Here is a 22,331-nt window from a genome sequence, read left to right as displayed (position 1 = left end):
GGTGCTGCGGGGGCCGGAGCGGTGGTGCGGAGCGGTCAGCCGCCGAGCGCGACGGCGCCGAGGACGTCCGCGACGGCCCGTACGTGCGGCTGCCGGACCAGCCCGTAGTGGTCGGTGTCGAGGCGGTGCAGCCGGAACCCGCCGGCCACCACCGCGCGCCAGGCCTCGGCGCTGCCCAGGGCCAGGCCGTCCCGGCTCTCCAGGTAGACCACGTCGCCGGGGTGGCGGCGCGGCCGGTAGGCGTGGTGCGCCCGCAGGTTGGTGGCGAAGACCCGGTGGCGCGCCTGCCAGGCCGCGCTGCCGGACTCGTCCGGCGGGGCGCCGGTGAGGGCCAGGGTGTCCTGGAGCAGCGCCTCGGTGGTCCGGTCGTCGTCCAGCCCGTCGAGCTGTTCGGGCGCGGGGAAGGCGGCGTCGACCATGCAGAGCGTCACCTCCCGCCCGGCCGCGGTCAGCAGGCCCGCGGCCTCGAAGGCCAGCACCGCGCCGAAGGACCAGCCCGCCAGGTGGACCGGCCCGGCCGGGTGGTCCCGGACGATCCGGGCCACGGCGGCCGAGGCCATCTCCTCCACGGTGCTCCCGACCGGCTCGGCGCAGTCCAGCCCGGACACGGCCAGCCGCGGGTCCAGCGCGCCGGCCAGGGCCAGGTAGCCCAGGGCGCTGCCGCCGACCGGGGGGAACAGCCACAGCGGCGCGGCGGGGCCGGGGCGCAGCGCCAGCACCTCCCAGCCGTTCCCGGCCGCGGCCGGCGCGGGCGCGGACAGCAGGGCGGCCAGGCGTTCCACCGTGTCGTGGGTGAACAGCTCGGCGACGGTCAGCCGGCGGTCGAAGTCCCGGCGCAGCCGCCCGATCAGCCGGACGGCGGCCAGCGAGTGCCCGCCGACCTGGAAGAAGCCCTCGTCGACGCCGAAGTCCGCGGAGCCCAGCACGTCCGTCCAGGCGGCCGCGACCAGGCCCTCGGCCGGGTCGAGCGGACGGGCGGGCGCGGCGCTGCGGGCGGCCCGGCCGGGGGCGCGGCCGGGGGCCGGCAGCCGCTTGCGGTCGACCTTGCCGCTGACGGTCAGCGGCAGTTCGGCGAGCGGCACCCAGACCGCGGGCACCATGTGCCCGGGCAGCAGCCGCTCGGCGTGCCGGCGCAGCTCCCCGGCGGGCAGCTCGGCGCCGGGCCGGGCGGTGTAGTGGCCGACCAGCCGCTCGCCGTCGAAGGTCACCGCGGCCGAGCCGCAGTCCGGGTGCGCGGACAGCACGGCCTCGACCTCGCCGGGCTCGACCCGCATGCCGCGGACCTTCACCTGGGCGTCGCGGCGCCCCAGGTACTCGATCGCGCCGTCCGGGCGGCGCCGGGCGAGGTCCCCGGTGCGGTAGAGGCGTTCGGTGCCGCCGTCCGGCCAGGTGTGCTCGACGAAGCGCTCGGCGGTGAGGTCCGGGCGGCCGTGGTAGCCGTCGGCCAGGCCGACACCGCCGATGTACAGCTCGCCGGTCACGCCGACCGGGACGGGGTGCCCGGCCGGGTCGAGCAGGTGGATCCGGGTGTTGGCGATCGGCCGGCCGATCGGCACGGTGTCCGCGTCCTCGCGCACGCAGTGCCAGTACGTCACGTCCACGGCCGCCTCGGTGGGGCCGTACAGGTTCGCCAGGGCGGCCTTGGAGCGGTCCAGGAAGTCCCGCTGGAGCTCGGCCGGCAGCGCCTCGCCGCTGCACACGACCTGGCGCAGCGCGGTGGCGGCGGAGAGGTCGGCGGCGTCCAGGAAGGCCCGCAGCATCGAGGGGACGAAGTGCGCCACGGTGACGGCCTGCCGGGCCAGCAGCTGTTCGAGGTAGCCCGGGTCCCAGTGGCCGCCGGGCTCGGCGACGACCAGCGCGGCGCCCTCGCGCAGCGGCCAGAAGAACTCCCACACCGAGACGTCGAAGGTGTACGGCGTCTTCTGCAGCACCCGGTCCTCGGCGGTCAGCCGGAACTCCTCCTGCATCCAGTCCAGCCGGTTGGCGATCGCCCGGTGGGAGACCACCACGGCCTTGGGGCGGCCGGTGGAGCCGGAGGTGTGGATGACATACGCCGGGTCGGCCGGCCGCACCGTGACCTCGGGGGGCGGGGTGTCGGCCGGGAGGTCGTCCGGGACGAACTCGACGACGAACCCGGCCGGGGCGTCCGGCAGTTCGAAGCCCTCGGTGCCGGCGGCGGTGAGCACCACCCGGCAGCCGGACTCGGCCAGCAGGGCGGCCGTGCGCCCGACCGGGTCGGCCGGGTCCAGCGGGACGTAGGCGCCGCCCGCCTTGAGCACGGCGAGCAGCGAGACCACCAGCTCCGGGGAACGCTCCTGGACGAGGCCGACGTGGTCGCCGGGCCGGACGCCGAGGGCGGCCAGCCGGTGCGCCAGGGTGTTGGCCCGGCCGTCCAGTTCGGCGTAGTCCAGCACCCGGTCGCGGAACAGCACGGCGGGGGCCTCGGGCCGCTCGGCGGCCCGCCGGGTGATCGCCTCGTGCAGCAGGTGCGGGCCGGGGTGGCTGCGCTCCGTCCGGTTCCACTCGGCCAGTTCGGCGAGTTCGGCCGGGGCCAGCAGCGGGGCGGCGGTGGGGGAGGCGGCCGGGTCGGCCAGCATGGCCCGGAGCACGGCCACGTGGTAGCCGAAGTAGCGGTCGGCGTCGGCCGCGGCGATCCGGTCGGCGTCGTAGCGCAGGCCGAGCCCGATCAGGTCGGTCGAGGTGTCGCGGGAGAACTCCGAGCCGAGCAGGAAGTCGGTGGGGGTGTGGCTGTACTCGTCCAGCACCTCCAGCCCGTCGGTGGGGACGTCCGACTCGTTGCGGAAGTGGGTGTAGTTGAAGAAGGTCTCGAAGGCGGCCGCGCCGGCCACCCGGCCGCGCAGCTCGGGCATCGGGAAGCGGCGGTGCGGCTGGATCGCGAGGTCCGTCGCGGCGACCTGCCGGATCAGCTCGGACCAGCTCCCGGCGGCCGCCACCCGGCAGCGGACCGGGAGGGTGTTCAGGAACAGCCCGACCACCCGGTCCCCGTCCGGCTCGGCTATCCGGCCGTTGTAGACCGCGCCGGAGACCACGTCCTCGGCGCCGGTCAGCAGCGCGATCACCCGCAGGTGCGCGGTGAGCAGCACGATCCGCACCGGGACCTGGAGGCGGGCGGCCAGCACGCCGATCCCGGCGGACAGTTCGGCGGGCAGCTCGCGCGGCACCACCGTCATGTCCGGCACCCCGGTGCCCGGGGCGGCCGGGACGGAGCCGAGCGCGAGGCCGTCCAGCTGCTCCTGCCAGAAGGCGAGTTGCCGCTGGTCGCGGACGGCGGCGCGCTCCAGGGCGACGAAGGAGCGGTAGTGGGCGCGGGGCGGCGGCGGCAGGGCGGCCGGGCCGCCGGCGAGCGCGGCGAGGTAGAGCGAGAGCAGCTCGCCGAACAGGATCCGCTCGCTCCAGCCGTCGATCACGGCGTGGTGGACCACCGTCCAGAGCTGGACCTCGTTCTCGGCCAGCCGGGCGAGGTGGTAGCGGATCAGCGGCGGGCGCTCCCAGTCGAAGAGGTTGCGGCCCTCCCAGTCGGTGCGCTGGTCGATCAGGGCCCGCTGCTCCGGCTCCGGCAGGCCGCGCAGGTCCTCGAAGCTGACCGGCGGGTGGGCGATCCGCCCGTGCACCACCTGGAGCGGTTCGGTGAAGCCGCCGGGGGCGAAGGAGGTGCGCAACAGCTCGTGACGCTCCAGCAGTTGGGCCACTGCGGCGCGCCAGGCCGCGGCGGAGAAGGCCACCCGCAGCCGGCTCACCAGCACGTCGTGGTACATCGCGGTGTGCGCCTGCTGGCCGCTGCGGTAGAGCATGCCGGACTGCAGGGCGGTGAGCGGGTAGGCGGCGACGGCGTCGGCGGGCAGCCGGGGCCGGTCCTCGGCCGCGACGAGATCGAACGGCCCGGTGGTGGGCGCGCCGCCGTCGGCGGGCTCGGTGGCCCGGACCAGCGGGGCCAGTTCGCGGACGGTCTGGTTGCGGAGCAGGTCGCGGACCCGGAAGCCGAGGCCGCGGGCGCCGGCCCGGGCGACGATCTGCACGCTGCTGATGGAGTCGCCGCCGAGCTCGAAGAAGTTGTCGTCGATGCCGACGGCGGGGCGGCCCAGCACCTCGGCCCAGACCTCGGTGAGCACCCGCTCGGTCTCGTCGCGCGGGGCGGCGTCGGCGGGGTCGGTGTCGGCGGCGTTGGCGGGGGCGGCGACGGTAGGGGAGGCGTCGGCCTCGGCGTGATCGCCGCCCGGGGTGGCGAGTTCGGCGGCGGCCCACGGGGCGGCGGAGCCGAGGAAGTCGCTCAGCGGGCGGTCCGGCTGCTCCGCGGCCAGCTCCAGCACCCGGGCGTAGCGGGCGCCGAAGTCGGCGATCCACCCGGGCGAGAAGCGGTCGGCCCGGTACTCGAACTCGGCGACCGCGCCGTCCGGGGTGCGGTTGACCTGGAGGGCGAGCTGGTACTTGGCGGTGACCGACGGGACCTCGACCGGCCGGAACTCCAACTCCCCGGCCCGGACCGGCTCGAAGAAGTCCTCGCCGACGGTGAAGGCGACCTGGAAGACCGGTGAGTGGTCCTGGTGCCGGGTCGGCCGGACGTCCTTGACCACCGTCTCGAAGGGCACCGCCTGGAGGTCCTGGGCGCGCAGTACGGCGGCGCGCACCCGCTCCACCAACTCGCGGAAGGTGCGCGGGCCTTCGAGGTCGGTGCGGACCGCGATCATGTTGACGAAGCAGCCGACGGTCCGCTGGAACTCGGTCCGGCTGCGGTTGAGCGCCGGGGTGCCCACGATGACGTCGCGCAGGCCGGTGCGGTCGGCGAGCAGCAGGTCGTAGGCCGCCAGCAGGACGGTGAACAGCGTGGTGCGCAGCTCGGTCGCCAGCGCGGCGAGCCGTTCGACGGCCGGGCCGGGCAGCGGGAGGTCGGCGGTGCCGCCGGGGGCGGTGGATACGGCCTCCCGGTCGGCGGGGGTGGCGCGGCCGGCCGGCCGGACGTCCCCCGGCAGTTCCAGTACGGGGAGTTCACCGGCGAGCAGTTCGACCCAGGCGCGCCGGGCGCGTTCGCCGGCCGGGCTCTCCAGCCACTCGTCGTGCCAGAGCGAGTAGTCGCCGTACTGGTACTCGACCTCGGGCAGCTCGGGTTCGGTGCCGGTGGTGAACGCCCGGTAGTGGGCGATCAGTTCGTCGCGCACCAGCTTGGCCGACCAGCCGTCGAAGACGGCGTGGTGGCAGCAGAGCGCCACCACGTGGCTGCCGTCGGCGCAGCTCAGCACACCGGCCCGGACCAGCGGGCCGCGTTCCAGGTCGAAGGGGGCGCGGGCGGCGTGCGCCATCCGCTGTTCGAGTTCCTCCGCGTCACGGCAGGTGGCCAGGCGCCATTCCAGCCGCGGTTCCGGATGGACGACCTGGAGGAGTCCCCGTTCGTGAATGCGGAAAGTGGTGCGCAGCGCCTCGTGCCGTGCGAGCACGGCGGTCACGGCATTCCGGAGTGCACGGATGTCGACCGGTCCCCGGACTTCCCAGAAGCACGGGATGTGAAAGGTCGGTGCGTCGCCCACGGTCTGCTGTGCGAGGAAGAGTTGCTCCTGGACCTTCGACGCCGGGAACGGATCCTCGTCCGCGGCGTCCGATTGGGCGGGGAACTCGCTGTCCACGGCTCGTAGACGCCCTTTCCTCCTGGGTATGGAGACACCTCCGCGTCCCCCAGGAACGTCAGCATACAGGCGGGAATTCGCTCGGCAAGGGGCAAGATCTTGCCTCGCCCGTAAGGGATTTGACCTCTGTCATGATCGCATCGAGTAGGGTAGTCTCGCGGCATCTTGCAGTGATGAGAGCGGGGGATCAACCCATGCCCGAGCGTGTCGTTCCGATCTCGCCGCAACAGCGCAGGCTGTGGCTCCTGCACAGCCTGCATCCGCGGCTCCCGCTCTACAACGGCCCGGTGGCGCACGAGATCAGGGGGGGACTCGATGTCCCCGCGCTGGAACAGTCAATCCGTGCACTGATATCCCGGCACGCCGCGCTGCGGACCGGTTTTTCGGTGGTCGACGACCAGCCCGTGCAAGTCATCGTCGACCACCTGGAGTTCAGCCTTCCCGTGCACGACCTGAGGGGGGATCCCGATTCCCTCCGGGCCCGGGTGCGGGAGGCCGCCGCGGAGCCGTTCGACCTGGAGCGCCCCGGAGTCTTCGACTTCCGGCTGTTCCGGTCGGCGGACGCGGAGTGGACGCTGCTCCTGAACCTGCACCACATCGTCACCGACGGCTGGTCGAACGCGGTGATCGCCGCCGAGATCGGCCGCGGCTACGCGGAGGTGCTGGCCGGGCGCCCGCCGGCCGCCGAGGAGGCCGGACCGGCCGGGCACGACTACGCCGAGTACGGCGCGGCGCTGGCCCGGCGGCTCGCCGACGGCCTGGCGGAGCGCCAACTCTCGTACTGGGCCGAGCACCTGGCCGGCGCCCCCGACCTGCTGCGACTCCCGCTGGACCGGCCCCGGCCGGCCCGGCAGCGGTTCCGCGGCGAACTGCTGGACTTCACGCTGGACGCCGGCCTGGCCGGGCGGGTGCGGCAGACCGCGGCCCGGCACCGCACCACCGACTACGTGGTGCTGCTGGCCGCCTTCACCCTGCTGATGCACGCCTACTCCGGGGAGCGCGACGTGGTGGTGGGAGCGCCCGTCACCAACCGGGACGACTCCGCGCTCGACGGGACGGTCGGATTCTTCGTCAACATCCTTCCGCTGCGCAGCCGGAGCCGGCGCGGGGAGAGCTTCTCGGACTATCTCCAGCGCTGCCGTTCCACCTTCATCGGGGGATTCCGCAACCAGTCGGTGCCTTTCGACGAAATCGTCAAGGTGACGGACAGTCAGGGTGCGGTCAGCCACTCGCCGCTGGTTCAGGCGGTATTCGGATACCACCAGGAGTCCCCGGCCCCCCTCCCGCTGGAGGGTCTGCGGACGAGCCGCTGGAACGTACCGACCGGATTCGTCCAGACCGACCTGGAGTTCGACCTCGCACGAGCCGCGGACGGTTCCGTGGCCGGGGTCATCGCCTATGACAGCGACCTCTTCGACGAGGCGACCGTCGCCCGGCTCGGCGCGAATTACCGCGCTCTGCTGGAGGGGGCGTTGGCCGATCCGCAGGCACCGCTGGCCGGTATCGAACTGCGTTCCGCGGCGGAAATCCGGCTCGACCGGGAGGTGAACGGAACCACCGCCGAGTTCCCGGCCGACGCGTGCCTGCACGAGCTGTTCGAGGCGCAGGCGGCGCGCACCCCGGACGATGTCGCGGTGGTCTCCGAAACGGCCCGGCTCAGCTACCGCGAGCTGGACGGGCGGGCCGAGGCGCTCGCCCGGGAGCTGCGGGCGCGCGGGGTCGGCCCCGAGCGCGCGGTCGGCATCTGCCTGGAGCGCTCGGCGGAGATGGTGGTGGGGCTGCTCGGCATCCTCAAGGCCGGCGGCGCCTACCTGCCGCTGGACCCGGCCAGCCCACCGGCCCGGATCCGGCAGATCCTGGCCGACGCGGGCGCGCCGGTGCTGCTGGCGGCGCGGGCCCTGGCCGAGGAGGTCGACGCGGCCTCGGTCGGCGTGGTGACCGTGGACCCGGCGGAACTCTCCCTCGCCGACGTTTCCCCCTCCGACGTCGACCCGGCCGCGGGGCCCGGTGCCCCGGCCGAGGGCCCCCGTCCGCACCCCGAGAACCTGGTCTCCGTCTACTACACCTCCGGCTCCACCGGCATGCCCAAGGGCGTGGCCAGCCGGCACCGCGGCTGGGTGAACCGGATGGTCTGGATGCAGCGCAAGCACCGGCTGGCCCGGGGCGAGACGGTGCTCCACAAGACCACGCTGACCTTCGACGACGCCGCCCTGGAGATCTTCTGGCCGCTCTCGGTCGGCGGCCGGGTGGCCGTGCTCGAACCGGGCCGCCACCGGGACCCGGTGGCGGTGCTGGAGGCCGCCACCCGCTACGAGTCGGTGTACCTCCAGGTCGTCCCGAGCATGCTGAACGCGGTGCTCGACCTGGTGGAGCAGGTGCCCGAGCGGGTGCCGCCGCTGCTGCGCAACACCACCTCCAGCGGGGAGGCGCTCACCCCGTCGACCGTTGAGCGCTTCCACCGGCTGATGCCGGGCGCGCTGCACAACACCTGGGGCGCCACCGAGGTGTCCATCGACTCGACCTGCCACACCTGCGGCCCGGCCGACGGGAGCGCCACCGGAGCGGTCAACCTGGGCCGCCCGTTCGACAACAACACCGTGCACGTGCTGGACGACGAACTGCGGCCGGTGCCGGTCGGTGTGGTCGGGGACCTGTACATCGGCGGGCTCGGCCTGGCCCGCGGCTACCTCAACGACCCGGCCCGTACCGCCGGCGCCTTCCTGCCCGACCCGTTCCGCCCCGGTGAGCGGCTCTACCGCACCGGCGACCAGGGCCTGCTGCACCCGGACGGCGGCTTCCGCTTCGTCGGGCGCAGCGACCACCAGGTCAAGATCCGCGGCATGCGGGTCGAACTCGGCGAGATCGAGACGGCGCTGCTCGGCCACCCGCAGGTGAAGGAGGCCGTGGTGGTGGTCGCGGCGCAGGGTCCGGCGCAGCGGCTGGTGGCCTTCGTCACCGCCGTCGACCCGGCCGACCCGCCGACCCTGGACGCGGTCCGCGAGCACGCCAAGGAGTGGCTGCCGCAGTACATGATCCCCGCCCAGCTGGTGGTCGAGCGGGCCTTCCCGCTGAACGCCAACGGCAAGGTGGACCGCCGGGCGCTGACGGTGCCCGAGCCGCCCGCCGGTGCGCAGGCCTCCGGCGGCGAGGCGCCGCGTACGCCCTCCGAGCAGTTCGTCGCCGGGGTGTGGCGGGAGCTGCTCGGCGTCGAGCGGATCGGCGCCGAGGACGGCTTCTTCATGCTCGGCGGGCACTCGCTGATCGCCACCCGGTTCACCGCGCGGGTGCGCCAGCGGCTCGGGGTGGAGTTCCCGCTGGTCACGCTCTACTCGGAGCCGACGGTGCGGGCCACGGCGCGGACGCTGGAGGAGCTGGTAGCGGAGAAGCTGGCCGCCGGTGCGCAGCCCGCCGACGCGCAGCCCGTGGCCGCCGACGCGCAGCCCGTGGCCGGTGCGCAGCCCGAGGCGCAGGCGCAGCCCGCCGGGGCCGAGCGGTGAGCGGCGGCTGGGACGCCGTGGTGGTGGGCGCCCGGGTCGCGGGCGCCGCCACCGCCCTGCTGCTGGCCCGGGCCGGCCGCAGGGTGCTGCTGATCGACCGGGCCGCCTTTCCCTCGGACACCATGTCCACCCTGTTCATCCACCAGCCTGGCGTGGCCAAGCTCTCCGAGTGGGGCGTCCTCCCGGCGCTGCTGGACTCCGGCTGCCCGGTGCTGGACACCATCAGCTACGAGGTCGGCGGAGTCCGGCTGGCCGCCCCGGCGCCGGTGATGCCGGGCGCCCCGGCCGCCTTCGCCCCGCGCCGCCGGGTGCTGGACCAGCTGCTGGTCGACGCGGCCGTCAAGGCGGGCGTCGAGTTCGTCGACCGGGCCAACCTCCAGGAGCTGGTGCACTCCGACGGCCGGGTCACCGGTGTCCGCTTCCGCACCGCCACCGGGGTGCGCACCGAGCACGCCCGGCTGGTGGTCGGGGCCGACGGGATGCGCTCCCGGGTGGCCCAACTCGTGGACGCGCCACTGGAGGTGAGCGACCCGCGGGCCAGCTGCGTGTACTACACCGCCTGGACGGGCATCAGCACCGGCTTCGGCTTCCACGAGAGCCCCGGCAACTGGATCGTCCGGATCCCCACCCACGACGACCTCACCCTGATCTCCACCTACTTCCCGCAGGACCGCTTCGCCGAGGTCAAGCAGGACCCGTTCCGCCACCACCTGGCGGCCGTCCGCTCCACCGCGCCCGAGCTGTACCAGCAGGTCTGCGAGGCGGACCAGGTCGAGGCGATCATCGGTACCGGCGACCAGCAGAACTACTTCCGCCGCGGGCACGGCCCCGGCTGGGTGCTGGTCGGCGACGCCGGGCACCACCTGGACACCATCAGCGCCCGCGGCATCACCAACGCCCTGCTCCAGGCCGCCTTCCTGGCCGAGGAGCTGGCGGCGGAGACGGCCGACCCGGCCCGGCTGGACGCGGCGCTGGCCCGGTTCACCCGCCGCCGGGACGAGGAGCTGACCGAGCCGTACCAGAGCACCCTGGAGCTGGCCAGGCTCACCGTGACGCCATCCCGGCTGGAGATGCTGCGCACCATCGCCGCCTCCCCCGAGCTGACCGGCCGCTACTTCGCCGTCGTCGCGGGCATGCTCGGCATCGACGAACTCTTCGACGACGACGCGCTGTTCGACGACTTCGATGACTTCGACGACTTCGACGACGACCTCAACGACCTCGGCGACCTCGACCACGAGGTCCAGTCCTGATCCGTCCCTTCCCGCCTGGAGGAACCGCATGAGTCCCGCTCCACTCTCGCTCTGGGGCGGCGAGTCCCACCCGCCCTGCCTGCTGGCCGCGTTCGAGGAGCAGGCCCTCGCCAGGCCCACCGAGACCGCCGTGGTCGACGGCGAGCTCAGCCTGACCTACGGCGAGCTGCTGGCCCGGGTCAAGGGCATCGCCGACGGCCTGGCCGCCGCCGGGATCGGCCCGGAGGACCGGGTCGCGGTCACCGGCCGACGCAGCGCCGCCGTGGTGGCCGCACTGCTCGGCACCATGTGGGCGGGCGCCACCTACCTCCCGCTGGACAGCGAGTACCCGGCGGCGCGGCTGGCCCACATGCTCAAGGACAGCGGCGCCGGCCTGCTGCTGTACGCGGACGCGCCGCCGGAGTTCGACGTGCCGGTGCCCGCCCTGCCGATCGCGGGCCTGCCGACCGCCGGCACGGCCGCGAAGGTGGACTGCCGCCCCGAGCTGTGGACGTACATCATCTACACCTCCGGCTCCACCGGCCTGCCCAAGGGCGTGTCCGTGCCGCACAGCTGCCTGGACACCATGGCCGACTGGCAGCGCAGCCACTCCGTCCGCCGGGACCTGCGCACCGCCCAGTTCGCCCCGCTCAACTTCGACGTCTCCTTCCAGGAGGTGCTCGGCACCCTGTGCGGCGGCGGCACGCTCGTGGTGGTGCCGGAGGAGCTGCGGCAGGACCCCTTCGAACTGCTGGAGTGGCTGGCGGAGAACCGGATCGAGCGGCTTTTTCTGCCGTACGTCGCGCTGCAGATGCTCGCCGTGGCGGCGGCCGAGGAGGAGTCGCTGGAGCACCTGGCGCTCGCCGAGGTCAACGCGGCCGGCGAGCAGCTGGTCTGCACCCCGGACATCCGGGAGCTGTTCGCCCGGCTGCCGCGGTGCCGGCTGAACAACCACTACGGGCAGAGCGAGTCCGCGATGGTCACGGCGCACACCCTGACCGGCCCCAGCTCCTCCTGGCCCGCGCTGCCGCCGATCGGCGTGCCGCTGCCGGGCTGCGAGCTGCTGATCGACCCGCTGGACGCGGCCGAGCCCAACGTCGGCGAACTGCTGGTGGCCGGCGCGCCGTTGTCGCCCGGCTACCTCAACCAGCCGGAGCTGAACGCCGAGCGCTTCGTCACCGTCGACCCGACCCCGCAGGGGCACACCGCGGCCTTCCGCACCGGCGACCTGGTCCGGCTGGAGGACGGCGCGGTGACCTTCCTGGCCCGCCGGGACAAGGACGTCAAGATCCGCGGCTACCGGGTCAACCTGCTGGAGATCGAGGTGCGGCTGCTGGAGCTGCCGACCGTCTCCGCCGCGGTCTGCGTCGCCCTGGACGACGGGCAGGGCTCGCGCTCGCTGCACTGCGCGGTGACGGTGGACGCCGGCGCCGAGCCGCTGGACGCGGCCCGGGCGGCGGACGAGCTGCGCCGCACCCTGCCGGACCCGTACATCCCGCGCTCCTTCACCACGGTGGCCGCCCTGCCGCGCACCCACAGTGGCAAGGTCGACCGGGACGCGGTGGCCCGCACCCTCGCCGCGCGCTGACGGCACGCACGGAGGGCCGGTACCCGTGGCGGGTACCGGCCCTCCGTGCGTGGCCCGGGGTCAGCGCAGCGACGGGCGAGTGCTGGTGCCGCGGCGCTCGGTGACGATGGCGGCGACCGCGGCGACGGTGTCGGCGGCGATCAGGTCGGCGACCTTGAGGGCCGTGCCGAAGCGGCGGTTCAGCCGGCCGACGACCTGGATCGCGGCCAGCGAGTTGCCGCCCAGGTCGATGAACGAGGCGGCGGCGCCGGGGACTTCGGCCAGGCCCAGCACCTCGTGCCAGGTCTCGCCGACGGCGGTGCGGACGGCCGGGTCGGTGGGGCGCTCCGGTGCGGCGGGGGCGGCCGCGGCCTCGGCGGCGAGCCGTTCCAGCTCCGGCCGGGCGATCTTGCCGTTCTGGTTGACCGGCAGCTCGGCGAGCGCGAACACCCGGGCCGGGACCATGCTCTCCGGCAGCCGCCGGCGCAGGTGGGCCCGGAGGTCCTCGGTCGAGGCCTCGGCCGCCTCGGCCACGGACACGTAGGCGGCCAGCGACTGGGCGATGCCCGCCGAGTCGCGCACCGGCACCACGATGGCGTCCGCCACCGCCGGGTGCTCGCGCAGGCAGGACTGGATCTCGCCGAGCTCGATCCGCACCCCGCCGATCTTCACCTGGTGGTCGACCCGGCCGATCAGCTCCAGCTCGCCGTCCGCGCGCAGCCGGGCCAGGTCGCCGGTGCGGTACAGCCGGGCGCCGGGGACGGCGGAGAACGGGTCGGGCAGGAAGCGCTCGGCGGTGAAGGCGGGCCGGTCCTGGTAGCCCCAGCCGACGCCCAGCCCGCCGAGGAACAGCTCGCCGAGCTGGTCCACCGCGGCGGGCGTGCCGAAGGCGTCGAGTACGTAGGCGCTCTGGTTGGTCATGGCCCGCCCGTACGGGATCGAGCGCCAGCCCGGGTCGACGGCGGCCACGTCGTAGTAGGTGCTGTCCACCGAGACCTCGGTGGCGCCGCCCAGGCTGATGAAGCGGGCCTCGGGGAACGCCTTGCGGGTCAACTCCGGCTGGGCCAGCGGGATCCAGTCCCCGCCCAGCAGGAAGGCCCGCAGCGCGCCGGTCCGCTCCTCCTCACCCCAGGTGCGCAGGAACTGCGCCAGCGAGGACGGGACGGAGTGCCAGACGGTGATGCCCGCGTGCTCGACCAGCTCGGCCCAGTGCTCGACGTCGTTCTCCCGCCCGCGCTCCGGCAGGACGAGCGTGGCGCCGGTCATCAGCGCGGCGAACATGTCGTAGACCGTCATGTCGAAGCTCGGCGAGGAGACGCCGAGGATCCGGTCGCCGGGGCCGAGGCCGTAGCGGGAGCTGAGGTCGAGGATCATGCTGGTCCGGCCGACGTGGTCGAGCAGGGCGCCCTTCGGCTCGCCGGAGGAGCCGGAGGTGAAGATCACGTAGGCGAGGTCCCGGCCGGTCACGTCGACCTCCGGCAGCGCCTCCCGGGAGGCGGTCGGCAGCTCCTCGACCGGGCCGAGCGCGATCACCGGCACACCGGTGGCCGGGTGGGCGGCGCCGCCCGCGTCGGCGACCACCACGTCCACCCGGCCCAGCCGGTGCAGCACCTCGCGGCGGTGGGCGGGCAGCATCGGGTCCAGCGGGACGAAGGCGGCGCCGGTCTTCAACGCCGCGTACGCCGCCACCACCAGCTCCACGCTGCGGGTCGCCGCCACCCCGACCCGCCCGCCGGGCCCGACGCCGTGGTCGGCGATCCGGACGGCCAGGGCGTTGGCCCGGGCGTCGAGCTCGCCGTAGGTGAGGCTCAGCGGGCCCTGGACCACGGCGGTCCGCTCCGGGCCGGCGGCCACCTGCCGCTCCACCCGCTGGTGCAGGCAGTGCGGCTCGGTGAGCGGCGGCTGCGGGCGGTTCACCTCCGCGACCAGCTCGTGCTCGGCGGCGGTGAGGTGCTCGACCTGGTCGATCCGCAGCTCGTCGGGCGCGGCGAGGTAGGCGGCCAGGTGCGCGGTGATCCGGGCGGGCGCCTGTTCGTCGTCCGGCCGGGCGGTGGCGCGCAGGCGGAGCGTCCAGCTGCCGTCGGCGGCCGGGGAGAGGGCGAAGACGGCCGGCGAGGACTGCGGCTCCACCGACAGCTCCAGCCCCTGGTCGAACGCCGCCCCGCGCCGGGCGAAGGCGGCCCGGCAGGCCCCCAGCGTGGGGACGGAGGGGCCGGTTCCGGCCAGTTCGGCGGGGTCGACCTGCCACTGCGTCCAGGCGTCCCCGCCCTCGGCGCGGCCCCAGAGGGTGACCGGCCGCAGGCCGCCGTAGCGCAGCACCAGCGCGCACAGCCCGGCGGCGAGGTCCGCGGGAGCTCCGGCCCGCAGGCCGGTCAGCGGCGCGGACTCGACGGCGGCGGTGCCGGCCCGCCACAGCACCGGGAGGACGGGATCGGCGTGCTCGGTCATGAGGAGGCTCCCTGAGGGGGTTGGTGAGGGGCGACGGCGGCCAGCAGCCGGGAGACCCGGGCGCCGGGGCGGTCCACGGCCGTCCGGAGCAGCTCCTGCAGCTGGTCGGCCAGGCCGGCGGCCCACGGCGCGTCGAACGCCTCGGTCGAGTACTCGATGCTGAGCAGGAAGTCCGGGCCGTCCTCGATGAAGGTCACCGTGGCGTCGAAGGCGTGCTGCCCGGGGTAAAGGTCGACGTCCTCGCTGACCACGCCCGGCAGCTCGGGGCGGCCCGGGGCGCTGCCGCCGGTGCGCAGCTGGAGGGTGACCTGGGCCAGCGGGTTGCGCCCGGGCCGGCGGGCGGGGGCGAGGCGGCGCACCACGCTGCCGAACGGCACCTCGTAGTCGATGGACCGCACGCTGGAGACGTTCAGCCGGGCGGCCAGCTCGCAGAAGGCGGGGTCGTCCGTGAGGTCCGCGCGCAGCACCACCATGTTGACGAAGTAGCCGATCAGCGGTTCGAGTTCCGGCTCGCCGCGGCCGGCGAGCAGGGTGGCGAACGCGGTGTCGGGGCGGCCGGTGCGCTCGGTCAGGGCGAGCGCGAAGGCCGCGCCGAGCAGCGAGAACAGCGACCCCCTGGCGGCCCGGGCCAGGTCGGTGAGTGCGCGGTGCAGGGCCGGGTCGAGCCGGACGACCAGGCGGTCGGCCGCGAAGGTCGGCCGCCGGGGGCGCGGCCGCCCGGCGGCCAGGTCGACGGCCGGTAGGTCGCGCAGCTCCTTCTCCCAGTGGTCGAGCATCTCCTCCAGCTCCGGCCCCTGGTAGTACTCCCGCTGCCACTGGGCGTACCGCCGGTACGGCACCGGCAGTCCGGGCAGCACCGCCTCCGGGTCCTGCCCGGCCAGCAGCGCGGCGTACCCGGCGGACAGTTCGTGCAGCAGCACCCGCAACGACCAGCCGTCGGTGGCGATGTGATGCATCACCAGGCTGAGCACGTGCTCCTCGGGCCCGAGCCGGAACAGCCGGAGCCGGAACGGCCGGCCCGCCGCCAGGTCGAAGGGCTCGCGCGCCTCCCGGTGCAGGGCGGCCGCGAGCTCGGCCCCGTCGGTGGTGTCGCAGAGCGGCAACTCGGCCTCGCCGGGCGGCAGCACCAGCTGGTACGGGTCACCGTCGTCCGCGCGGAAGGCGGTGCGCAGCACCTCCTGCCGGCGCACCACCAGGGTCAGCGCGGCCCGCAGCAGCTCGGGCCGCAGCGGGCCGCGCAGCCGGAAGGCCAGCGGGACGTGGTAGGCGGCGGTGCCGGGCACCAGTTGCTCGAACATCCACAGCGCCTCCTGGCCGGAGGACAGTTCGTACCGCTCGGCCGGGTCGGCCGCGCCGACGGAACCGGGCATCGTGCTCCCATCGAAGTGTCGGAACGTCGGGGGCGAGGTCGGGATCTGGCGAGGGCGGGGGCGGGGGGCGGGGCAAAGCCGCCCGAATTCCTCGACCGCGCCGGAAGGAGTGCGCCGCCGGGAGGGAGTGCGCCGGCGGGCGGGCGATCATCGCCCCAGTCTGTCAGCCGTACGCACTCTGCGGAAGATCCTCCCCGGGGGTGGGCCGGAAAAGTCCAGCGGGAAAGGCAGTTGGTTGTCATACCTCGGCCGGTGCGGTATCCCTTGATCTCGAACCTGTCCGGTGCATGCTCACTTCCGGGAGTCGCGAATGACCGGCACACACGTGGCCGGCGGCCTCGTCACAACGGCGGCCGTGGGCCTGGTGCGGTTGCCGTGCGACCGGTGGCTCGCCAATCACCCGACCGAACACAGCAGTTCGCGTACGCACCCGGTTCCGGAGCCGGTCCTGGAACGATTCCTGGGCCTGGCGCAGGAACCCGACGGCGGCGCGGACGCGGTGCTCGCGGCCGTGCTCGCGGTGCTGCTGCACCACTACGCCGGGCAGCAGGACGTCGAGTTGACGCTGGACGGGCCGGGGCCGGTGCGGATCTCCGTCGAGGAGGACGCCGACCTGCGCGGGATTCGGCAGCAGGTGGAGCGTCAACTCGCCGAGGCGAAGCCGACGGTGGAGCCCGCGGTGGAGCGTCGGGCGGACGGGGCCGAGGCCCCGCTGACCGTGCGGCTGCGCCTGGCCGGGGCCGGCGCCCTGCTGGAGGCCGGGTACGACCCGGCGCTGCTCGACGGGGCCACCGCCGACCGGGTGCTGGAGCACACGGCCCGGCTGCTGGCCGCGCTGGTCGCCGACCCCGGCGGGCCGGTCCGCCGGGCCCGGTTCGGTTCGGCGCGGGAGCGCGAGCGGATCCTCGCGGACTGGAACGGCACCCGGACGCCGTACCCGGACTCGACCGTGGTGGCGGCCTTCGAGGAGCAGGCGCGGGCCACCCCGGCCGCGCCCGCCGTGGAGTTCGAGGGCGCCGTGCTCAGCTACGCCGAACTCGACCGGCGGGCTGCCCTGGTGAGCCGCCGACTGAACGCGGGTGCGACCGCCGGCTTCGTCGGGATCCACCTGGAGCGCTCGGTCGAGCTGGTGGTGGCGATCCTCGGGGTGCTCAGGGCCGGGCTCGCCTACGTGCCGCTCGATCCCGAACTCCCCGCCGACCGGGTGCGGTACATGGTCGAGGACTCCGGCGCCGCCACCGTGCTGTGCCGCCCCGAGGACGTCGAGGCGCTCGCCCGGCCCGGCGTCACCGCCCTGACGGTCCACCAGGCCGAGCGGGAGGGCGCGCAGGCGCCGGAGACCGGCCGCCCGGAGATCACCGGCGACACCCCCATCTACCTGATCTACACCTCGGGCTCCACCGGCCGACCCAAGGGCGTGCTGAACCGCCACGCGGGCGTGTTCAACACCGTCCACTGGCGGCGCCGGCGCTTCCCGCTCGGCCCGGCCGACCGGGTGCTGCAGAAGACCCCGTTCGGATTCGACGTCTCGGCCTGGGAGTTCCTCTGGCCGCTGGTCTCCGGCGCCTGCCTGGTGGTCGCCCGCCCGGGCGGGCACCGGGACACCCGCTACCTCAAGCGGACCGTCCGCGACCGCGGCGTCACCGTGATCCACTTCGTGCCCTCCATGCTGGACGCCTTCCTGGAGGAGGACGACCTGGCCGGGCACTGCGCCGACTTGCGGCTGGTCTTCGCCAGCGGCGAGGCGCTCGCCCCGACCACCGTCCGGGCCTTCTTCCGGCAGCTGGACTGCGAACTGCACAACCTCTACGGCCCCACCGAGGCCTCCATCGAGGTCTCGCACTGGCAGGCCGCGCCGGACTTCGCCGGGCGGGACGTGCCGATCGGGCGCCCGATCGCCAACACCGGCCTGTACGTCGTCGACGAGCGGCTCGAACCGGTGCCGGTCGGCGTCGCGGGCGAGCTGTGCATCGGCGGCGTCCAGGTCGCCCTCGGCTACCACCGGCAGCCGGAACTGACCCGGGAGCGGTTCGTCGCGGACCCCTTCACCCCGGGCGGGCGGCTGTACCGCACCGGCGACCTCGCCCGGTTCCGCACCGACGGGCAGATCGAGTACCTCGGGCGGCTGGACGACCAGGTCAAGATCAGCGGCTTCCGGATCGAACTCGGCGAGATCGAGACCGTGCTGCGCGGTCTGCCGGGGGTCGGGCAGGCCGCGGTGCTCCCGGTCGGCGAGGACGGCGCCCGGCGGCTGGCCGCCTTCGTGGTGCCCGCCGGGCCGGGCGCCTTTGACCCGGAGAAGTACCGTTCCGCGCTGTCCGAGCTGCTGCCCGGCTACATGGTGCCCAAGCAGTTCACCGAGCTGGCGGCGCTGCCCACCTCGACCAACGGCAAGCTCGACCGCCGTGCGCTGGCCGGCTGCGCCCAGGCCGCCGCTGCCCCCGCCCTCGCCCCGGCCCCCACCCCCGCCGACGCCGCCGGGGACGCGGCGGGCACCGAGTACACCGAGGACACCGGGTCCGACCTGGAGACGACCCTGCGCGCACTGTTCGCCCAGTCGCTGGGCGTCGCCGAAGTCGGCCTGCACGAGGACTACTTCGAGCTGGGCGGCCACTCGCTGGCCGCCGTCAAGCTGGCGACCCGGATCCGGGCCGCCCTCGGAGTGGACCTCGACGTCTGGACCCTGTTCGACTTTCCCACCGTGGCCGAGTTGGCACGTGAACTCGCCCGGCCGCTCTGACGAAGGACGGTCCCATGTCAGTTTCACCCGCCCCCGGCCGCGCCCCGGAGGACGCGGACGACACCGAGGACACCGTGCGCGACCTGCTGGTCGCCGGTGCCGAGAAGCTCGCCGCCGACGACCCGGAACTCCACCGGGTGCTGGCCCGTGAGCAGGCCCGGCAGAACGCCACCCTGTCGCTGGTGGCCTCCTCCAGCGTGGTCGACCCCTCGGTGCTGGCCGCCCAGGCCTCGACCGCGGTCAACGTGACCGCGGAGGGCTACCCGGGCCGCCGCTACCACGCCGGCTGCGGCGTCATCGACGACATCGAGAGCCTGGCGATCGAGCGCGCCAAGAGCGTCTTCGGCGCCCGCTACGCCAACGTCCAGGCGCACTCGGCGACCACCGCCAACTACGCGGTGCTGTCCGCCCTGCTGAACCCCGGGGACACCCTGCTGGGGATGAACCTGGCCGAGGGCGGCCACCTCACCCACGGCAGCCCGGCCGCGTACGCCGGGCAGTACTTCGACGCCGTCGGGTACGGGCTGGACGCGGCCGGGATGATCGACTACGGCCAGGTGGCCGAGCTGGCCCGGGAGCACCGGCCCCGGGTGATCATCTGCGGGGCCACCGCCTACAGCAGGATCGTCGACTTCGCCCGCTTCCGGGCGATCGCCGACGAGGTCGGCGCCTACCTGATGGCCGACATCTCGCACGTCGCCGGACTGGTCGCGACCGGTCTGCACCCCAGCCCGGTCGACCACGCCCACATCACCACCGCCTGCACCCACAAGCAGCTGTTCGGCCCGCGCGGCGGCCTGATCCTGGTCGGCCGGGACCACGACGCCCCGGCGCCCAAGGGCAACGGCGACCTCGCCTCCTTCCTGCAGCGCGCGATCTTCCCGTACTACCAGGGCGCCCCCGCGCTCAACAGCATCGCGGCCAAGGCCCGCGCGCTGGCGATCGTGGCGACCCCGGCCTTCGCGGCCACCACCGAGCGGATCGTCTCCTTCTCCCGTGGCATGGCGGCCGAACTCGGCCGGCGCGGCTACCCGATCGTCTCCGGCGGGACGGACAACCACACCGTCCTGGTCGACCTGCGCCCCCGCGGCCTCAGCGGACTGGTGGCCGAGGAGGCGCTGGAGGAGTGCGGGATGGTGGTCAACAAGAACCGGGTGCCCGGCGACACCACCCCGCCGCTGGTCGGCGGCGGGGTGCGGCTGGGTTCCAACAGCGCCGCGCACCGCGGGATGTCCGGGGCCGAGGCGGCGCGCTGCGCCGAGCTGATCGACACCGTGCTGTCCGCCGTCACTCCGCTCGGGCCGCGCAGCTACGAACTGCCCGACGACGTCCGCTACTCGGTGGCCTCCCAGGTCGCCGAGCTGGCCGCCAAGTTCCCCCTGCCCGGCTACGCCGTCGGCTAGGGTCCCCGCCCCTCCGGAAGGAAAACACAGTGAGCGAGCCCGACGACGACCGCCGGCACCTGGTGGTCCTCAACGACGAGGAGCAGTACTCCGTCTGGCCGGCCGACCGGGACGTCCCGGCCGGCTGGCGGGCGGAGGGCTTCGAGGGGACCCGCCAGGAGTGCCTGGAGCACGTCGCCCAGGTGTGGACCGACATGCGCCCGCTCAGCCTGCGGCGGGCCATGGAGGGCAGCCAGGGCTGACCGGCCCGGCCGGGAACGCCGGAGGCCCGGGGCGGTGGTCCAACCCCGGGCCTCCTGGCGTTCCCGCGCCCTGGCGGGTCAGCGCTCGTCGGCGCCCAGCCGCAGCGCCCGCATGGTGTCGGCCACCTCGCGGTGCAGCCCGGAGTCGCTGCCGGCGAAGCGGTCGAGCACCCGCTGCTGGACCTCCGGGTCCTTCTCCTGGCTCAGCTTGAACATCACCTCGACCTTGGTCACGGTGAAGTGGATGCCGCCGACCGCGCCGACGATCTGCCGGTGGTACTCCAGCGAGGGGGCGAGCGGCATGCCGTCCCCGAACCGGTCCTCCAGCGTCTGGGCGGTGGTGTGGACGATCGTCAGGGTCTCGTCGTCCTGGGCCAGTTCGATCGTGCCCTCCAGGTGGACGGCCACGTAGTTCCAGGTCGGCGCGACCATCGGGGCCGAGTAGAGGGTCGGGGTGACGTAGCCGTTGGGCCCGTGGAAGACGAGCTTCGCCGGGCCGCCGCCGTCGGCGACGAGCTGCTGCCAGTGCGGGTTCACCCGGGTCATGTGGGTCCACAGGCGCATGCCCTGCAGCGGGGCGCCCGGGGCGGTGTCGGGCGGCACGATCACCGGCACGTGGGTGGCGTTGGGCGTCGGGTTCCCGTTGCCGGTCAGCACGGCGAGCGGGTGCCGCTCGATGACCCGCAGCGGCCAGTCGTCCCCGTCCACCTGGTAGAGCTTCGGCGTGAACACTCGTACTCCTCGGTCTCAGTGTTGCGGCGTTGCCCGGTCCGTCCCGACCGGCCCAGCCGTTCGGTGCGCGGGTCAGCCGTTCGGTGCGCGGGTCAGCCGGACAGTGCCTTGACCAGCATGTCGCCGATCTCCCCGGCGCGGACGGCGGACAGGGACAGCAGGGTCTCGGAGAGCCCGTGGCTGTGCTCGCCGAAGCCCTGGACGTAGATCCCGCACCGCACGCTCTCGTCGGTCACCACCCGGTGCTCCCGGTCGAGCCGCAGCCGGCCCTGGTCGTCCAGCCCGCAGTGCGGCAGCAGGCCGTCCAGGAAGACCGCCGGGTCGGTGCGGGTGTAGCCGGTGGCGCACACCAGCGCCTCGGCCTCGATGATGGTGCTGGTGCCGGAGGACAGCGATTCCACGTCGATCCGCAGGCCGTCCGGAGTTTCCGTCACTTCGCGTACCCGGGAGACGTTGTGGAAATTCAGCCGGGGATTTCCGGCCACCTTTTCCAGGTACGCCTGCTGGAACAGCGACCGCAGCAGATCGGCGTCCACCACCGAGTAGTTGGTGCCGGCGTGATAATCGATGAGGCGCTGCCGGACGTCGTCCGGGGCGGTGTGGAAACGGTCCACCGCCTCGGGGTTGAACACCTGGTTGGCGAACGGGCTGTCGTCGGCGACGCTGAACCCGTACCGGGAGTGCACCGAGTGCACCTGCGCCCGCGGGAAGCGCGCGTGCAGGTGCTCGATCGCCTCCGCCGCGCTCTGGCCCGAGCCCAGCACCACGAAGCAGCGCGGGTCCTGCGGTGCGATCCGCTCCACCTCCGGCAGGAACCGGGAGGTGTGCCAGATCCGGGGGGAGTGCGGCAGGTCGGCGGGCAGCTTGGGCTCGATCCCGGCGGCGATCACCAGGTTGCGGGCGCGCTGCACCTGCCGGGTGCCGTCGGCCGCGACGAAGACCACGTCCAGGAACTCGACGCCCTGCTCGCCGGCCACCGGCTGGACCGCCACCACCCGCGAACCGTAGGAGACGAGGTCCGCGAAGCTCTCCGCGACCCACTCCAGGTAGTCGTGGAACTCCACCCGCAGCGGGTAGAAGGACTTGGTGTTGATGAAGTCCGCCAGCCGGTCCTTGGCCTGCAGGTAGCACAGGAACGAGTACGGACTGGTCGGATTGCGCATGGTCACGAGGTCCTTGAGGTACGAGACCTGCATGGTGGCGCCCTCGATCAGCATGCCCCGGTGCCAGCCGAAGCGCGGCTGCGCCTCGAAGAAGCGCGCGCTGACCGGGGCCCCGTCGGCGATCTCCGAAATGGCGGCCGCGAGGGCCAGATTCGAGGGGCCGAAGCCGATTCCGGCCACGTCGACGATGTCGGTTCCGGCGACCACGCCGGAACGTTGCCGCTCACCCACGGACTTCCCTGCTCTCTCCCTTTTGGGGATGGCCTGTCTGGGTCGACGTCGAGTCCGGTCGACCGATGAC

11 protein-coding genes are annotated in these 22,331 nt (G+C 74.1%); 6 read left to right on the top strand and 5 right to left on the bottom strand.

Translation table 11 applies throughout. The features are described 5' to 3' along the window. Window positions 1-35: 35 nt before the first annotated feature. Entirely contained in the window at window positions 36-5,636 is a 5,601-nt protein-coding gene (locus tag ACIQWA_RS03535; protein WP_402477560.1) for an amino acid adenylation domain-containing protein, read from the bottom strand. Window positions 5,637-5,830: 194 nt separating this feature from the next. On the opposite strand from ACIQWA_RS03535, the gene ACIQWA_RS03530 reads away from it, so the two are divergent. From ACIQWA_RS03530 to ACIQWA_RS03520, 3 genes are read left to right on the top strand one after another with little or no spacing between them, the layout of a single operon-like run. Then, window positions 5,831-9,133: an amino acid adenylation domain-containing protein gene (locus tag ACIQWA_RS03530; protein WP_402477557.1), complete on the top strand. Its 3,303-nt coding sequence runs from the start codon at window positions 5,831-5,833 to the stop codon at window positions 9,131-9,133. Next, window positions 9,130-10,386, top strand: coding sequence for an NAD(P)/FAD-dependent oxidoreductase (locus ACIQWA_RS03525; RefSeq protein WP_402477554.1), 1,257 nt, complete (start codon window positions 9,130-9,132; stop codon window positions 10,384-10,386). Before ACIQWA_RS03530 ends, ACIQWA_RS03525 begins: the two co-directional genes overlap by 4 nt. 28 nt (window positions 10,387-10,414) lie before the next feature. Continuing rightward, on the top strand, window positions 10,415-11,953 hold the full coding sequence (locus tag ACIQWA_RS03520; RefSeq protein WP_402477552.1) for an AMP-binding protein: 1,539 nt from the start codon (window positions 10,415-10,417) through the stop codon (window positions 11,951-11,953). Between the two features lie 60 nt (window positions 11,954-12,013). On the opposite strand, the gene ACIQWA_RS03515 is transcribed toward ACIQWA_RS03520, so the two are convergent. Continuing rightward, on the bottom strand, window positions 12,014-14,380 hold the full coding sequence (locus ACIQWA_RS03515; RefSeq protein WP_402477549.1) for an amino acid adenylation domain-containing protein: 2,367 nt from the start codon (window positions 14,378-14,380) through the stop codon (window positions 12,014-12,016). Next, window positions 14,377-15,750, bottom strand: a complete 1,374-nt coding sequence (locus tag ACIQWA_RS03510; RefSeq protein WP_402477547.1) for a condensation domain-containing protein — start codon at window positions 15,748-15,750, stop codon at window positions 14,377-14,379. Before ACIQWA_RS03510 ends, ACIQWA_RS03515 begins: the two co-directional genes overlap by 4 nt. A 310-nt stretch (window positions 15,751-16,060) precedes the next feature. Between ACIQWA_RS03510 and ACIQWA_RS03505 the strand changes: the two genes are divergently transcribed. The 3 genes from ACIQWA_RS03505 to ACIQWA_RS03495 are packed head-to-tail and all read left to right on the top strand — an operon-like array spanning window position 16,061 to window position 20,135. After that, complete coding sequence (locus tag ACIQWA_RS03505) at window positions 16,061-18,490, top strand: amino acid adenylation domain-containing protein (protein ID WP_402477543.1); 2,430 nt, start codon at window positions 16,061-16,063, stop codon at window positions 18,488-18,490. Window positions 18,491-18,504: 14 nt separating this feature from the next. Continuing rightward, window positions 18,505-19,893, top strand: a complete 1,389-nt coding sequence (gene glyA / locus ACIQWA_RS03500; protein WP_360235599.1) for a serine hydroxymethyltransferase — start codon at window positions 18,505-18,507, stop codon at window positions 19,891-19,893. 29 nt (window positions 19,894-19,922) lie between these two features. Continuing rightward, the gene (locus ACIQWA_RS03495; RefSeq protein WP_402477539.1) at window positions 19,923-20,135 is read left to right on the top strand and encodes an MbtH family protein; all 213 of its coding nucleotides are present in this window, start codon (window positions 19,923-19,925) and stop codon (window positions 20,133-20,135) included. Between the two features lie 78 nt (window positions 20,136-20,213). Here the strand turns inward: ACIQWA_RS03495 and ACIQWA_RS03490 are convergent, their stop codons facing one another. Both ACIQWA_RS03490 and ACIQWA_RS03485 read right to left on the bottom strand, forming a co-directional pair. Continuing rightward, a complete protein-coding gene (locus tag ACIQWA_RS03490) occupies window positions 20,214-20,867 on the bottom strand; it encodes an FMN-binding negative transcriptional regulator (protein ID WP_402477536.1) in 654 nt (217 codons plus the stop codon). A gap of 92 nt (window positions 20,868-20,959) precedes the next feature. Continuing rightward, a complete protein-coding gene (locus tag ACIQWA_RS03485) occupies window positions 20,960-22,237 on the bottom strand; it encodes a SidA/IucD/PvdA family monooxygenase (protein ID WP_360236432.1) in 1,278 nt (425 codons plus the stop codon). Window positions 22,238-22,331: the final 94 nt, after the last annotated feature.

This window comes from Kitasatospora sp. NPDC098652, assembly GCF_044760155.1.
Taxonomy (GTDB): domain Bacteria; phylum Actinomycetota; class Actinomycetes; order Streptomycetales; family Streptomycetaceae; genus Kitasatospora.
Note: the sequence above shows the minus strand (reverse complement) of the source record. Positions and strands in the feature narration are given on the sequence as shown.